We start from the raw sequence: 13,723 nt of genomic DNA, 5'->3' as shown, positions 1-13,723 counted from the left end.
GACCGCTCACGAGGAAGGCTGTCCCATGGCTAACGTCATGTCTCCGATCGTCGCGGAGCGCATCTGGGCCCTGCCGCTGTCTGGATCTGCCGTGAAGTTCCTCCAGTACCTCGTCTCCCGCAGCGGCTTCGGGGGAACGCTGCCGGTACGGCAGAAGGACATGGCTGCCGAGTACGGCGTCACGCCCCAGGCTGTCAGCGGCCTCATGGCGCCGCTCTGCGACCTGAACATCGTGCTGAGGCCTCGGAGTGAAGAGCGCAACGGCAACTCCTACCGTCTGCACCCCCTCGCGGCGAAGTACGAAACGCCCGAAGCGATGGAGGCAGCGTTCCGCGACGCTCTCGCCCGCATCCAGGCGGGGGACCTGCCGAACCTGAAGCTCCCCGCCTACCACCAGGCCCCGCCGGCGGTGACGGGCCGACCGAAACTCCAGGTCGCTTGAGCCGAACAAGACAGGTGCGTGACGTCGGCTCCCAAGACCTGGTTGTGGTCTTGGGAGCCGATGTTGTCGTTTGGGGAGGGTGTCGATGTCGATGCAGCCGAAGGAGCCGGGGGAGATTCCGGCGGCGACGGTGAGGGTGGCGCGGGCGGCCTTCCGTAAGGGGAGCCTGGCGATTCGGATCCGGGACGAGCTGGGTGTCCTGTTCACCGACGAGCAGTTCGCGGATCTCTTCCTTGCGCGTGGGAAGCCTGCCTGGTCACCGGGCCTGCTCGCGTTGGTGCTGGTGTTGCAGTTCGTGGAAGGGCTCACCGACCGGCAGGCCGCGGAGGCGGTGCGGGCGAGGATCGACTTCAAGTACGCGCTCGGGCTGGAACTCGGTGATCCGGGCTTCGATTTCTCGGTGCTCTCGGAGTTCCGGGACCGGCTGGCCGGGGCGGACGCCGGACGGCAGGTGCTGGACGGCATCCTCGCGGCGGCCCGGGAGAAGAACCTGCTGGCCGCGGGTGGGAAGGCCCGGACCGATTCCACGCATGTGCTCTCGGCGGCCCGCGCACTGAACTGGCTGGAGATGGTCGCCGAGACACTGCGCTCGGCGCTGAACGCAGTGGCCCTCGCCGCTCCCGACTGGCTGCGAGAGGTCGCCGACCCGGACTGGTTCAAGCACTACGCCACGCGGGCCGAGGACTCCCGTTTCCCCAAGGCAGGCACCCAGCGGGACGAGGTCGGCCTGCGGACCGGGGCGGACGGGATGCGGCTGCTCGCGGCCGTGACCTCGCCGGACGCGCCCCTGGGACTGCGCGAGCTGGAAGAGGTGGAGATCCTGAGGCAGGTCTGGGTGCAGCACTTCCAGCTGGCCGGGGGCGAGGTGGTGCGACGGGACCCAAAAGACCGGCCGCCGGGCGCGACGCGCCTGGTCACTCCCTATGACATCGAGGCTCGCGGCAGCGTGAAGCGCGACACGATGTGGGACGGATACAAAGTCCACCTCACCGAGACGTGCGGCGAGGCGGATGCCCCGAACCTGCTCACGAACGTGGTCACCACCGTCGCCACCGTCCCCGACAGTGTGATGAGCGAGACGATCCACAACGGCCTGGCCGCACGGGACTGCCTGCCCGGCGAGCATTGGGTCGATGCCGGATATCCCACCGCCGCCCAGGTCGTGATCGCCCGCACCGAGCACGGCGTCGACCTGGCAGGGCCGATGGCGGCCGACACCACCGCCCAGGCCGGCGGCGGCTTCGCGCAGGACGCGTTCACCATCGACTGGGAACGCGAGAGGGTGACCTGCCCGAACGGCGTCGCCAGCACCCAGTGGCACCACCGGCATTCGCAGCAGGGCCTGCCGGTGATCCGGGTCCGCTTCAACCCCGCCGACTGCCGCACCTGCCCCAGCCTGCGCGACTGCGTCAGCTCACCGAAGGCCGAACGCCGCGAGATCACCCTGCGGCGCCGCGCCGAACACGAAGCCGTCCAGACCGCCCGTCGTGAACAGCAGACCGACGCCTGGAAGGACCGCTACAAGATCCGAGCCGGCGTCGAGGGCACCATCTCCCAAGGCGTTGGGCGCTGCGGCCTGCGCAGATCCCGCTACCAGGGCCTGGCCAAGACCAGCCTCCAGCACCAGCTCACCGGCGCGGCCATCAACCTCGCCCGCATCGACGCCCACCTCACAGAAACACCCCGGGCCCGCACCCGCACCCGCACCCGCACCAGCCACTTCGCAGCACTTCGCCCCGCCGGATAGATCCGACGGGGCGAAACAACCGGGCCCGAATTAACCAACGGCATCCCATGGTGAAGGGCCCTCTGTGCCTGAGTAACAAACTGGTACCCCACTATATCCGCCGCGGCCCGCCTGCGCGGCCGGCGGAGCTACGTCTTCCACGGCACGACGTACCCGATTTCCGAGCGTTCTTCTTTTCGGCGGCACCAAGGAGCAGCGTGGCTACTACTCGGGCTGAGGACTCGTCTCTGCACCGGGTCGGCCCGGGCAGCCGGGCCGACGTCGAGAGTTTCGGTGGCGACGGTATGGCGGCTGCTGAAACGGCACGGCTGGTCCTGGCAGGCACCTGCCCGCAGAGCACTCGAGCGGGACGAGCACGCGGTGGAGCTGTGGAAGAAGGAGGTGTGGCCCCAGGTAAAAGCCTCGCGGCGGCGTGTGGGGGCTGGATCGTCTTCGAGGACGAGGCCGGATTCTCCATGACGCCGCCCCGCGCCCGCACCTGGGGCCGGCGCGGACACACCCCCGTCATCCGCGTCTGCGGCCGCTCCCGCCGGCGGACCTCGGTCGCGGCCCTGTGCTGCTACAAACCCGGTGAGAAGAGCCGTCTCATCCACCGCCCCCGCAACCATCTCCTGCTCAAGGGTGCCCGCAAAAGCTTCTCGTGGCAGGACTATCGCGACCTGCTGGTGAGGGCCCATATCCAGCTCGGCGGACCCATCGTGGTGGTCTGGGACAATCTCAACACCCATCTGGCCGCCGGGCTGAAGCGGTATGAGGCCGAGCACGACTGGCTCACAACCGTCCGGCTGCCGCCGTATGCACCAGACCTCAACCCCGTCGAGGCCGTCTGGTCCCTCGTGCGCAGAGCGATGGCCAACACCGCCTTCGGCACACCCGACGACCTCGACCGCAAACTCCGCCGCGAGTTACGCAGAATCCAACTCAAACCCCACCTGATCGACGGCTGCCTCACCGCCACCAACCTGACCCTCGCACCACCGACCCCACCCTGAAAACCTCAGTAATCGGGGAGCTGTCCACCCGCAGCGAGGAATTCCGTCGCCGCTGGGCCGCCCACAACGTCCGGATGCACACCACCGGCGTGAAGCTCCTCCACCATCCGGTCGTTGGCGACCTCGACCTGCCCTTCGAAACCTTCCCGCTCCCCGACGGCCCCAGCCAGTTCCAGCTGGGCCGCGACCAATGACGACATCGAGCGGTCCGCACCGGCCAACGACGCCGAGCCGGCCGACTCGGCCGAGACACCCGACTGAACAACGAGCCCACGAACGCCCAATCGGGTCGGGTCGCCACGGACTTGTTCCGCGCCTTCTTCATGTCGTCTTCGATCAGCGTCCAGACCGCGATCAGGTCTTCCGGCCCCCAGTCCTGCTGCATCGCCCCTCGCCGTCACTCGTGCAGCCCCAACGAGACAGCCGGAGCGGGGAAGCGAGGGCCATGGCAGTTGCTCAGCGCTACACCACCTGGCCGTGGCTATAAGAGAACAGGGCCGACATAGCCGGGCGGGGCGACTTGCCGTGCCTTTCAGACGCGTTGATTGAGTGCTGGGTCAGGTCCCGGTTGGCGGCTGGGGCCGCGTCGAGTTCGGCTTGCCTTTCGTCCAAGGCGCGCTTCAGTTCCACGCTTCCTTGTTCGAGTTCGGTAACGCGCCTGGTGAGCGCGGCGGTGTCGGCCGGTCCCCCGAGTCCCGAGGTCCGCCAGACCTCTTCGCCGAGCGCCTTCGACAGGCGTTCTTCGAACTGCTGGACGCGGGCCGCCAGGCGGGCACTGCGGCGGCCGCGTTGGCCAGGTCGGCTTGAAGCGAGGCTCGGGTGATTGCGGGCCCGTTCCCGGCCCGTGCGGTGGGTTGGCGGGCGGCGGAGTGGAGGGCATCCAGAAGGTCACGGTGGCGGTATAGGAAGGTCCGGTCGACACGGGCAGCCCGGGCGATAGCCGATGCCGTCAGCGGTGTCCCCTCGTGCCGGGCGGCAGTGATGGCAGCCTGCACCCGGGTGCGGCGGCGTTCGGTGTCGGCCTGGCGGCCGTCGTTCATGGCGGTGGTCACGGCTGCAGGTTCCTTGGGGGTCGGACGTCGGGCAGGGGCTGGCCCACGCGTGGCATGCCGAGGTGGACGGTGCGGGAGCGGCGCACGAGAGCGACGGCCTGCTCGACCTGCGCGCGGTCCTCGGCGGTCAGCTGGTCGAGATCGGAGCTGACTCGGTTGATCAGCCGGCGGACCCGGCTGATTTCCTCCGCCGAGGGCATGGCCTGCGTGCGGGCCCACTCGTCGGCCTCGAACGCGGACATCAGCCGTTCCCGGCTGCGCAGCAGGTCGGAGAGGTGGGCTTTCGGTTCGGGGAGGTAGGAGACGTCGGTGGAGAAGTGCTCGCAGCCCAGGCAGCGGAACCGCAGCGGGCAGGCGTGGCCGCCGGCGGCGACGTTGGACGGTTCGCGGCAGACCCCGTACGGGGTGGCGACCTCCCCGATCGCGCGGCGGACATGCCCGGAGTCCAGCAGGCTTTGCGCCGCGCGCCAGACATGGTTGCCGTGCCGGTCGAACTGGAGGGCTGTGACCCGGTCGACGGCCTCGCGGCCGTTCCGCGCCGATGCGGTAGTAGCCCTGGGCGGTGGTGATGAGACGGTGGTCCATCAGATCCTTGTTGACGTCCGGCGGCACCCCAGCGTGGGTCTGTCACGAGCGGCTCTGGCCCGTAGTCGGTGGTGACGCCGGGTGTCCTTCAGGGCAGGAGGATGCGGTGGCGGAGGAGGTCGAATCCGGCGCGTCCGTGCATCTGTCTCATGATTCTCTTGGTGCGGGTGTTGACGCCTTCGGTGCGGCCGTTGTGGTAGGGCAAGGTGAGGCCGGCGTTCACGACGGGCCGGTCGATTTCGAACCCGTTGGTGAGACTGCGCAGGTGGGGCAAGGCGACGGCGCGGGCGGCTGTGATCCACTCGGTGAGTTTCGTGTCGTTCCCCTCGGCTGGTTTCAGCAGGGCGGCGAAGTCGCGTATGAGATCGGCGAGTGCGGTCATCTCCGGGCAGGCTGCGGCGATTTTCTCCAGGAGGGCCGTTTCCTTCGGGCGTAGATTCTCGGGGTCGGTGAGCAGGAGGCGGCCGGCGTGACGCACCGTGGTGACGGGGCGGTCGTTTTCGGCGCGGCCCTGGTTGAGGTAGCGGACCAGGAGGTTTGCGCTGCCGGTGTAGCCCAGCTCCCGGATCTCCTCGAGGAGGTGGGTGACCGGGACGGCTGGTTCTTCGGCACGGCGCTGGCGCAGGTGCTCGCGGTAGGGGTCGATGAGGGTGGGCCGGTAGGCAGGGGTGAGGTGCAGGGCCTGGGGTTCGGGCATGCGGGCATAGCGTTTGACGGTATTCAGGGCCAGGCCCAGGCGGCGAGAGCAGTCGAGCAGGCCGACACCTTGGCGGAGGAGATCGTGGATCTTGTTCCAGCGTTCGCGGGTGGTCTGCTCGCGTACTCCGCCGGGGCGGGGCGGGTTGACGGTGGCCCAGCAGCCGGCGTGCGCGCGGACCTCGAGCTGGGCTTTGTCGCAGAGATTGCGCCAGAGGTGCCATCTGTCGCTGACCTGCACCGCGTCGGGCAGGGCGCGGCGGACGGCCTCGGCGTGGGTGGCCGAGCCGTCCCGGCACACGACCTCGATGCCGGGATGTTCGCGCAGCCAGGACTCCAGGGTGGCCCTCTCGCGGTCGGGCAGGACCGCGATGCGTCGGCCGGTCTCGGCATTCGTGATGATCGTGGCGTAGCGGTGGCGGCGGCGCAGGGCGAAATCGTCCACGCCGATCACCCGCGGGATGGCCTGCTTGGGCAGCGGCAGGCGCCGCAGATGGCGCAGTGCGGTGCTGCGGGAGGCGGGCACGGCCAGCAGAGCGGCCAGGCGTGCGGCCGCCCGCCCGCATAGCTCCCGCGCCACCTGCGATATCTGCCCGGCGAGACGCACAGTGCGGCGCTGATGACGCTTCAGCAGTCCGGGAATCTGTTCACGGAAGGTCTGGCGGGAGCAGCCCAGAACCGGACAGGCCAGCCTTCGTACGCGCAGGTGGACGACGACCGGGCGGCCGTCGACCGGCACGTCCCGCACCGTCCGGCGGTGGTACCCGTGCACCCTCGCCGCTGGCGTTCGGCATACCGGACACCACACCGCCACATCCCGCGTGCGGGCCGTGACCACCACCTTGTCACCATCGTCCGTCACGTCCTCGACGACCAGCGCCGACAGCCCGGAAAACACCCTTTCGATAAGGGAGTTGATATCCATCACAAGATCATGATCGCGGATGGCTACTCGGCGTCACCACCGACTACGGGCCAGAGCCGAACGTTTTACAGTCCCACACCAGACGGCACAGCCGCGCCCACCCCGCTGCGCTCCGCGCGAGCAGCGTGACCCGCAGCGGCGGCTCCACCACGTGCGCGCCACCGCGCACCGGTGTACGGGACCTCCCTGTGGAGCCGGTGCGGGGCGGGGTGGGGGCGACGGCGACGTCGACGCCGAAGACGGGTCGGATCCCGGCGGCGCTGGCCGCCTTCGCGAAGCGCACCGCGCCCGTCACGTGTTCCGGTCGGTCAGCGCGAGCGTCCCGATCCCACGCTCCGCGGCCCGACCCACCAGGTCGCGGGGTTGAGAGGCGCCGTAGCGGGCCGAGTAGCCGCTCGCCACGTGGAGGTGACAGCCGCTGCGCATGCCCACCTCCCGAGAGTGAAGTTTTTCGGCCGATATGGCTGGAACTTCTCCCTCCATGATATCGAACTAAAATCGAACAGCGCGAATCGGTTACTCCGAAGTAGGGATGCGATCACCGGTGAGACTGAGTCCTTGGGTTGGCCCGTAAGCGCTTGAGTTGGCCCGGGTGAGCGTTGTGGTTGGCCGCAATCAATGCCTCTGTGCAGAGGGTGGTTGTTCGGCGAACGAGGTGCGGTAGGCGCGTGGGCTGGTCGCCAGGCGGGATGTGAAGTGCTGGCGCATGGTGACTTCGCTGCCGAAACCGGACCGGCGGGCGACCTCGGGCATGGGCAGGTCGGTGCGCTCCAAGAGTTTCTGGGCCGTTGCGATGCGGTGGTCGACAAGCCAGCGCAGCGGGGTGGTTCCGGTGGCTGCCGCGAAGTGTCGGGCGAAGGAGCGGGGCGACATCCTGGCGCGGGCGGCAAGCGCGGCCACCGTGAGTGGCTCGTCGAGATGGGCCAGGGCAAAGGCGCGTACCTCGGCCAGTGCGTCTGCGGCGCGGTCGGCGTGCGGTGTCGGATGTTCGATGAATTGGGCCTGGGTGCCGGACCGGAAGGGTGCGGTGACCATGGAGCGGGCGACTGTCGCAGCTGCCTCTGCGCCGTGCGTGGCGCGCACCAGATGCAGGCACAGGTCGATGCCGGCGGCGGTGCCGGCGGCTGTCCACAGATTGCCGTCCTCGACGAACAGGGCGTCCCGCTCGACCCGCACCTGTGGGTGTCGGGCCTTCAGTAGGTCGGTCAGTGCCCAGTGGGTCAGCGCCCGGCGGCCATCCAGCAGTCCCGCCTGGGCGAGTGTGAACGCGCCGCCGCACAGAGCGGCGATGGTGGTGCCTCGGGCGTGGGCGTTGCGTAGCGCTGCGAGGACGGGCTCGGGTGCTGGGGTGATGTGGTCGTCCAAGCCCGGTACAAGGATCAGCTCGGCGCGGGGTAGCCAGGCGAGGGTGCGGTCCGGCGTGAGGGCGAGCCCGCCGCGCATCGGTACCGGTTCGGGGCCCGCGGCTACGCGGCGTAGCTCGAACGCGGGGCACCCGCGGTCGGTGCGGTCCGTACCCCACACCTCGGTGATCACCGAGACGTCGAAGGCCCGGATGCCGGGGAAGGCGATTAGGGCGATGCGCTGTGCCGGTGCGGGTCGGTTCATCCTGGCAGTAAACCATCGATCGCTGTCTTTTCTGCTCCTGTGACAGGGCCCACCGGGGCGGCAGGATCGTGAACATGGAGATCACGCAGAACGCGGCGCTGGTAGTGGTGGACGTGCAGAAGGGCTTCGACGAGTCGGAGTTCTGGGGCCCGCGCAACAACCCGGCCGCCGACCAGAACATCGCCTCGTTGATCGCGGCCTGGCAGAACACGGACCGGCCGGTCGTCTTCGTACGGCACGACTCGAACAAGCCCGGCTCGCCGCTGCGGACCGGGTACGAGGGAAACGATTTCAAGGCCTACGTCGAGGAGCGGCGCGGCAAGGGCGGCGGGCCGGAGCTACTCGTCACCAAGTCCGTGAACTCGGCGTTCTACGGCACCCCCAACCTTGACGACTGGTTCAAGGAGGCGGGCATTACCCAGGTCGTACTGGCCGGTATCCAGACCAACATGTGCGTGGAGACCACCGCCCGCATGGGCGGCAATCTCGGCTACGACGTGCTGGTCGCCCTCGACGCCACCCACACCTTCGACCTGACTGGCCCGAACAGCTGGCATTTGACGGCCGACGAACTGGCCCGAGCGAGTGCCGTCTCGCTGCACGGCGGGGGCTTCGCCCGGGTGGTGACGACCGGCGAGCTGGTGGCCGCCGTCCGCCCCTGACACCCCAGACCATGGGTGCGGGCCACCTCCGACGCTCACCCGGGCCAACTCGACCGCTCACAGGCCAGGTCAAAGACTCGGTCAACTGTGACATAGCGCCGCAGTTGGCCCGTCTGACCAATTGCGGCGCTCACTGGAAACGTGTCAGGGGCATCCTGTCCTGACCCGTTGCTTGCCCCGACGCTAGGCCGCAGGGCCGAGGTCTCCTTCGAGGACGGCCTGGATGATCCGTGGCCGGTCCCAGAGGGCGAGGAGCTCGTTGGCGATGGCCACGACGGACAGCGCGTCCTCGTCGTCGTGCGGTGTGGTGGCGGCGGCCGACAGGGTGCGGGGGACTGCGCCGCCGTCCAGGAGGGCGCGCCATTCCAGCGGGCCTAGTTCCAGGAACTCCAGTCCGGTGAGCCCGATGATCTCCAGGGGGTCGGCCAGCGTGCCGGGGCGGCGGTGAGGGTGCGCAGCCGGGGCAGTCCGATGAGCGGGGCGAGGCTGAACGGCGCGCCGTCGCACTCACCGATGGTCAGGACTTCCAGGGCGGGGTGTGCGGCGGCCTGTACAGTCTGGAGGCTTCCGGTGCCCACTGCGGCTGCGACGGGTAGCCGATCCGTGGACGGGTCGGGTTGTTCCTCCCTCAGCTGGTCCAGGGCCAGGTCGGTGAGGGAGTCCGCCACGAGTTGGGCGCCGATGCTCTTCTCGTGGTCGATGCTGGTAGCAGAACTCGGCGTAGGCCCCAGATCCGTACTGGCGAGTTCAACCAGTCGTTGCAACACCGGGCTGTTGCAGCGAGCGTAGCTGCTCTTCGCCATGGCGACGGCTTCAAGGTCCGTGGACGACCAGCGGGAGAGATCAGTGCCCTTCGGGAAGTACTGACGCAGTAGCCCATTCGTGTTCTCGTTCGTCGGTCGTTGCCAGGGCGAGTGCAGATCGGCGAAGAACACCTTCGTCCCGGTATCGAGAGCGAACTGGGCATGACCGGAGAGTTCCTTCCCGCGGTCCCAGGTGAGGGTCCTGCGAGCTGCTCGGGCAGCTGCGTCATCGACGTGCTGAGCGCCGCGTTCATCGCGATCGCGCCATAGCCCCCGAGCGAGGGGCCGTTCTTCACGGGCGGACTCTCGCCCCAGCCATCGAGCCGAGGCAGGTGCATCAGGAGCGTGGAGCGGCTGCAGCGCTCGACAAGCGTGCCGATCGCGGAGCGGCCCGCCCCGATGATCAAGTCGCCTTCCCAGTGTCCGGGGACCGCACGGTCCCCGGCCTCGGCGGGCCGTTCACTGAGGATGACGTCCGCGGTGACATGCCCCTGCGGCTTGCTCTGCGACCGTGCGCGGGGAACCCGCAGCGCCCGGCCGGTGCGCAGACACGCGACCAGTTCCCGCTTGAGCGCGCCACGGCCTTCGATGAACAGCGCCTGGCAGATCGACTCGTAGCTGATGCGCATGGACTCATCATCGGGGAAGTCGACATGGAGCCGGTGCGAGATCTGCTCCGGGCTCCATGCCGTCGCCCACCGCCTGTCCTGCCGATGCGGCTTGTTCAGCCCTTTCCACCCCGGCGTCTCAGGCCCGGTGACGATCATGCCGTCGGGGTGACGGACGCTGCCGGCGAGCCGCTCCTGCACGTACTCACGCAACCTTTCGTCGCCTGCGAGCTTCGCGGTCTTCGGGCGCTTCGCAGCCTGCTGCGCTTTCCACTGCGCCACCAGAGCCCGGTAGACCGGTTTGCCGCCACGGGTCGCCGCGTTGCGGCGCAGCTCGCGTGAGATCGTGCCCGCGTCGCGGCCGATCCTGCGAGCGATCTCCCGCACGCCGAACTCCTGGGCGCGCAGCAGCGCGATCTCCTCACGCTCAGCGAACGACAGATAGCGGCCGGTGGGCTCATCCAGGCTGATCGGCGGCATCCCGCCAGCGTGACGGAACCATCGGGTTCCGACCGGACATGAAACGCCAACAGCCACCGCCGCCTCTGCCGTCGTCACTCCCGACGCGATCCGCTGCCAGAAGTGGCGCTGCACTGCACGAGACGGCTCCGGCCGACCCGGTGAACGCATCGGCGGTCGCATCGCCCGATCCGCCGCCCACTGCCGTCGCGCTCCCGCCGGCTCCTCCGGCACCTTCTGCTTCTGGTCTCGTCCCATCGCATACCTCCGTGATCAAGGTGTTGCGACGACCAGTTGAATCCGGCTTGCGAGCCCGCGTCGAGTGATGAACCAACTTACTGGGCAGTGGCGGGTGTTGGTTTGCGGTCGCGCTGCCACAGTCCCATGTCCAGGGCGTCCAGCACGAGCCGGGTCTGCTTCGTGGTCGAGGCGGACCAGCCGACGATGCGGCGGGAGAAGGTGTCCACGACGAAGGCGACGTAGACGACGCCGGAGAACGTGGCGACATGGGTGAAGTCGGCGACCCAGCAGCGGTTCGGCGCGGACGCGACGAAGTCGCGGTCGACCAGGTCCGGCGCCCTGGGCGCGGAGGGGTCCGGGATCGTGGTGATCACTCTCTTGCCGCGGACCGCGCCGGTGATGCCGAGCTCGCGCATCAGCCGTTCGACGGTGCAGCGGGCCACGGTCTGGCCCTGGCGGTTCAGGTGCCGCCAGATCTTCCTCGCCCCGTAGACACGGTAGTTGGCGTCGTATGCCTCCTTGATCAGAATCTTCAGCTCGGTGTCGCGGACGGTGCGGGCCGAGGGCGTCTGCCGGCGTTTGTGATGGGCGTAGTAGGTGGACGGGGCGATCTTGCAGTCGTGCTGGGTCAGAACACGGCAGATCGGCTCGACTCCGCCGAAGCGGTCCCGGTGCTCGTCGATGAACGCTACGAGCGTGTGTGTGGCCGGTCGAGCTCGGCCGCGAAGAAACTCGCCGCAGCCTTCAGGATCTCGTTCGCCCGCTTCAGCTCGGCGTTCTCCTTCTTCAGCCGCTTCGGCTCGGCCGACTCCTCCGTCGTCGCCCCGGGCCGGGTCCCGGCGTCGATCTCGTCCTGACGGACCCACTTGCGCAGCGTCTCGGTCGTGCCGATGCCGAGCTTCGCGGCGACCGCTTTCATCGCAGCCCACCCGGTGTCGTAGTCACCTCGGCAACCATGCGCACCGCACGACGGCGCAGCTCAAGCGGGTACTGGGAAGGACGTGCCATGAATCGATCCTCTCAAACAATCGAGTCCCTACCGAACCCGGAACGGTTCAAAGTACCCCTTGACCTGTGAGAATGCCGGGCTACGCGGGTTGGCTGGGGACCTTGCTGAGCTGGCGGTAGATGGTGGGGCGGGTGACGCCGAATTCGTCGGCGATCTGCTGGACGGTGTGGTCGCCGGAGTCGTACATCTCCCGTGCGAGCTTCACCTGGCGGGGGCCGAGCTTGGGCTTCTGCCCGCCGGTGCGACCCCGGGTGCGGGCGGACTCCAGACCGTCCATTGTCCGCTCCGACATCAGGGCGTGCTCGAACTCGGCTACCGCACCCAGGATCTGCGTAGGGCGTTACATAGGCGCGTACACGCGAAGCCTTACATTCGTGACCTGCGGGAACGTCTTGTCGATCTCCGTGTCTCACGAACGATCGTTTCCGGACGGCGGTGATCGCACGTCCTTGCGCGCAAGTTCCTCCTGTCCCGACAACAAAGGCGTCGGGACAGGAGGAACAAAGACCCTGGACAACCGCGTGTCCGTCAACCAGCTGCCGAACCCGTCCAGTAGTTCGGAGGGAAATCGCCGGGCTCGGTCTCTCTCGCTACTCCGTCGAGCAGTTCCTCTGCGGCAGACCGCTTCGCAGGAGACGTGTCGAAGGATACGCTCTCCTCGGACAAGGGCGGCGGGTAGCCGAACGATTGGCCTGCCGGACGGGGGTCAGAGTTCACGGTGCACCTCGACTGTCAGACGCACGTCCACTTGGACGCCTTCCCATAATGCAGGTCGCCCCGTACCTGGACTCCGTTCGTGGCGATTGCATAGCCACGGCCCTCAAGGCGGTAGTTCTGACGCCCGTCCTTCGGGTTCGACTTGCATCCGACACTGAAGGTTGTGTCGTTGATCTGCTGGCTGCTCCTCGGGCCGATGATCGAGTTGGTGATGCGGTGCCATCCGCCCTTCTCGGAGGCGAACTGCGCCTGTGTCCACTGGGTGCGGAAGCTGCCGGTGCAGGTCTGGTGCGTGCCAGCCTTGATGTCCCTCAGCCCATCGGCCACGACCCCTCCGACCCAGATGGTGCACACGAAGCCACCGGGCGCGGCGGCGGTCTTCACGGAGCTGGTCAGACGTGCCGGAAGCCAGTTGCTCGGCTCCGCAGCCCCGGGGGTGTCTGCATTCATGACGGGGCTGCTGAACGTCTGGCTTCCGTCGTAGCCGAAGTGGGAAACGGTCGCGGTGCTCAGGTCTACGTCACTGCCCGCGACGGTGGTCACCGTCGCAAGCTCCTTGGCAGGGGTGTCGGCGGCGATGGCCGTGCCCGTGTTGAGGGCTGATATTCCGGCGATGGACAGGGCCAGAGATGCAGCTTTACGCATGATTTCCCCTCTTTGGAGACCTGTTCGATCAGGTCGGTCGAGGGTGAGGCTAATGAGGCGGACATTTACGTGCGGGAGGCATGAAAGATCTGTGGCAGCTTTGGCATGATCTCACCCGGGAACGGGCGATTCCGTCGACCAGTGGCGCGAAACCGCGGAGGAATCATGGAGGCAGTGTGAGGCTGCCTCCCTGTGGCCGGGGCCGGTTCGCGCCGGAAATGCCCGCTCGTTGAGGGGAAACCGATTCCGACGATGTGACCGGCGTGTCGTATCAGTCACTGGCGCCCTGCAGGTGCTGGCCGCCTTCCACCTGTGAAGTCCGGGGCCGGTGCACACGGATCGGGGCCCGGATCGCATGTGGACGCTGTTGGTTTATTCGGGCCGGGTTGTTTCGCCCCGTCGGATCTATCCGGCGGGGCGAAGTGCCGCAAAGTGGCTGGTGCGAGCCCGGGGCGCTTCGGTGAGGTGGGCATCGATGCGGGCGAGGTTGATGGCGGCGCCGGTGAGCTGGTGTTGGAGACTGGTCTTCGCCA

General features: G+C 68.2%; 14 protein-coding genes and 2 pseudogenes. 6 read left to right on the top strand and 10 right to left on the bottom strand.

Annotated elements, in window-relative coordinates:
• The first annotated feature begins 25 nt into the window (after window positions 1-25).
• From ACFWTC_RS32335 to ACFWTC_RS32315, 5 genes are all read left to right on the top strand, one after another.
• Window positions 26-442, top strand: a complete 417-nt coding sequence (locus ACFWTC_RS32335; RefSeq protein ID WP_384029579.1) for a hypothetical protein — start codon at window positions 26-28, stop codon at window positions 440-442.
• A gap of 85 nt (window positions 443-527) precedes the next feature.
• Window positions 528-2,189: an IS1182 family transposase gene (locus ACFWTC_RS32330; protein WP_384029581.1), complete on the top strand. Its 1,662-nt coding sequence runs from the start codon at window positions 528-530 to the stop codon at window positions 2,187-2,189.
• Between the two features lie 273 nt (window positions 2,190-2,462).
• Window positions 2,463-2,648 carry a winged helix-turn-helix domain-containing protein gene (locus tag ACFWTC_RS32325; RefSeq protein ID WP_383926301.1) on the top strand — a complete coding sequence of 62 codons (186 nt, stop codon included), beginning with the start codon at window positions 2,463-2,465 and terminating at the stop codon, window positions 2,646-2,648.
• Window positions 2,645-3,181 carry a transposase gene (locus ACFWTC_RS32320; RefSeq protein WP_384029583.1) on the top strand — a complete coding sequence of 179 codons (537 nt, stop codon included), beginning with the start codon at window positions 2,645-2,647 and terminating at the stop codon, window positions 3,179-3,181. Before ACFWTC_RS32325 ends, ACFWTC_RS32320 begins: the two co-directional genes overlap by 4 nt.
• A complete protein-coding gene (locus ACFWTC_RS32315; RefSeq protein WP_383926398.1) occupies window positions 3,133-3,375 on the top strand; it encodes a hypothetical protein in 243 nt (80 codons plus the stop codon). Before ACFWTC_RS32320 ends, ACFWTC_RS32315 begins: the two co-directional genes overlap by 49 nt.
• Before the next feature lie 854 nt (window positions 3,376-4,229).
• Here ACFWTC_RS32315 and ACFWTC_RS32310 read toward each other — a convergent pair.
• The 4 genes and pseudogenes from ACFWTC_RS32310 to ACFWTC_RS32295 all read right to left on the bottom strand — a co-directional run bounded on the left by ACFWTC_RS32310 (window position 4,230) and on the right by ACFWTC_RS32295 (window position 8,047).
• Window positions 4,230-4,475: a hypothetical protein gene (locus tag ACFWTC_RS32310; RefSeq protein WP_383926297.1), complete on the bottom strand. Its 246-nt coding sequence runs from the start codon at window positions 4,473-4,475 to the stop codon at window positions 4,230-4,232.
• Between the two features lie 431 nt (window positions 4,476-4,906).
• Window positions 4,907-6,412, bottom strand: coding sequence for an ISL3 family transposase (locus tag ACFWTC_RS32305; RefSeq protein WP_384029589.1), 1,506 nt, complete (start codon window positions 6,410-6,412; stop codon window positions 4,907-4,909).
• 103 nt (window positions 6,413-6,515) lie between these two features.
• Window positions 6,516-6,865 (bottom strand): annotated as a pseudogene (locus ACFWTC_RS32300) (PHP domain-containing protein); the annotation flags it as partial.
• A 189-nt stretch (window positions 6,866-7,054) separates the two neighbouring features.
• Complete coding sequence (locus ACFWTC_RS32295) at window positions 7,055-8,047, bottom strand: GlxA family transcriptional regulator (RefSeq protein WP_383932986.1); 993 nt, start codon at window positions 8,045-8,047, stop codon at window positions 7,055-7,057.
• Window positions 8,048-8,121: 74 nt separating this feature from the next.
• Here ACFWTC_RS32295 and ACFWTC_RS32290 point away from each other — a divergent pair, with 74 nt between their 5' ends.
• Window positions 8,122-8,709 carry a cysteine hydrolase family protein gene (locus ACFWTC_RS32290; RefSeq protein WP_383932984.1) on the top strand — a complete coding sequence of 196 codons (588 nt, stop codon included), beginning with the start codon at window positions 8,122-8,124 and terminating at the stop codon, window positions 8,707-8,709.
• Between the two features lie 183 nt (window positions 8,710-8,892).
• Here the strand turns inward: ACFWTC_RS32290 and ACFWTC_RS32285 are convergent, their stop codons facing one another.
• The 6 genes and pseudogenes from ACFWTC_RS32285 to ACFWTC_RS32260 all read right to left on the bottom strand — a co-directional run bounded on the left by ACFWTC_RS32285 (window position 8,893) and on the right by ACFWTC_RS32260 (window position 13,190).
• Window positions 8,893-9,216 (bottom strand): hypothetical protein, encoded by a 324-nt coding sequence (locus ACFWTC_RS32285; RefSeq protein WP_383932990.1) that lies wholly within the window; start codon window positions 9,214-9,216, stop codon window positions 8,893-8,895.
• Between the two features lie 240 nt (window positions 9,217-9,456).
• Window positions 9,457-10,600, bottom strand: a pseudogene (locus tag ACFWTC_RS32280) (IS30 family transposase).
• A 314-nt stretch (window positions 10,601-10,914) separates the two neighbouring features.
• Window positions 10,915-11,502 carry an IS3 family transposase gene (locus tag ACFWTC_RS32275; RefSeq protein ID WP_384029591.1) on the bottom strand — a complete coding sequence of 196 codons (588 nt, stop codon included), beginning with the start codon at window positions 11,500-11,502 and terminating at the stop codon, window positions 10,915-10,917.
• A gap of 5 nt (window positions 11,503-11,507) precedes the next feature.
• Window positions 11,508-11,738 (bottom strand): transposase, encoded by a 231-nt coding sequence (locus ACFWTC_RS32270; protein ID WP_383932982.1) that lies wholly within the window; start codon window positions 11,736-11,738, stop codon window positions 11,508-11,510.
• 169 nt (window positions 11,739-11,907) lie between these two features.
• Window positions 11,908-12,120 (bottom strand): helix-turn-helix domain-containing protein, encoded by a 213-nt coding sequence (locus ACFWTC_RS32265; protein WP_383932980.1) that lies wholly within the window; start codon window positions 12,118-12,120, stop codon window positions 11,908-11,910.
• 440 nt (window positions 12,121-12,560) lie between these two features.
• Window positions 12,561-13,190 carry a hypothetical protein gene (locus ACFWTC_RS32260; protein ID WP_384029585.1) on the bottom strand — a complete coding sequence of 210 codons (630 nt, stop codon included), beginning with the start codon at window positions 13,188-13,190 and terminating at the stop codon, window positions 12,561-12,563.
• Window positions 13,191-13,723: the final 533 nt, after the last annotated feature.

Source organism: Streptomyces sp. NPDC058619 (assembly GCF_042717785.1).
GTDB lineage: Bacteria > Actinomycetota > Actinomycetes > Streptomycetales > Streptomycetaceae > Streptomyces.
The sequence above is the reverse complement of the archived record's forward strand: the minus strand, read 5'-3'. Positions and strand labels throughout refer to the sequence as shown.

Excerpts from the sequence above, each read along its gene's own strand:
- ACFWTC_RS32335 (WP_384029579.1), top strand. The coding sequence starts at position 26 with ATGGCTAACGTCATGTCTCCGATCGTCGCGGAGCGCATCTGGGCCCTG.
- ACFWTC_RS32330 (WP_384029581.1), top strand. The coding sequence starts at position 528 with ATGTCGATGCAGCCGAAGGAGCCGGGGGAGATTCCGGCGGCGACGGTG.
- ACFWTC_RS32320 (WP_384029583.1), top strand. The coding sequence starts at position 2,645 with ATGACGCCGCCCCGCGCCCGCACCTGGGGCCGGCGCGGACACACCCCC.
- ACFWTC_RS32310 (WP_383926297.1), bottom strand. The coding sequence starts at position 4,475 with ATGTCCGCGTTCGAGGCCGACGAGTGGGCCCGCACGCAGGCCATGCCC.
- ACFWTC_RS32295 (WP_383932986.1), bottom strand. The coding sequence starts at position 8,047 with ATGAACCGACCCGCACCGGCACAGCGCATCGCCCTAATCGCCTTCCCC.
- ACFWTC_RS32290 (WP_383932984.1), top strand. The coding sequence starts at position 8,122 with ATGGAGATCACGCAGAACGCGGCGCTGGTAGTGGTGGACGTGCAGAAG.
- ACFWTC_RS32270 (WP_383932982.1), bottom strand. The coding sequence starts at position 11,738 with ATGAAAGCGGTCGCCGCGAAGCTCGGCATCGGCACGACCGAGACGCTG.
- ACFWTC_RS32265 (WP_383932980.1), bottom strand. The coding sequence starts at position 12,120 with ATGTCGGAGCGGACAATGGACGGTCTGGAGTCCGCCCGCACCCGGGGT.
- ACFWTC_RS32260 (WP_384029585.1), bottom strand. The coding sequence starts at position 13,190 with ATGCGTAAAGCTGCATCTCTGGCCCTGTCCATCGCCGGAATATCAGCC.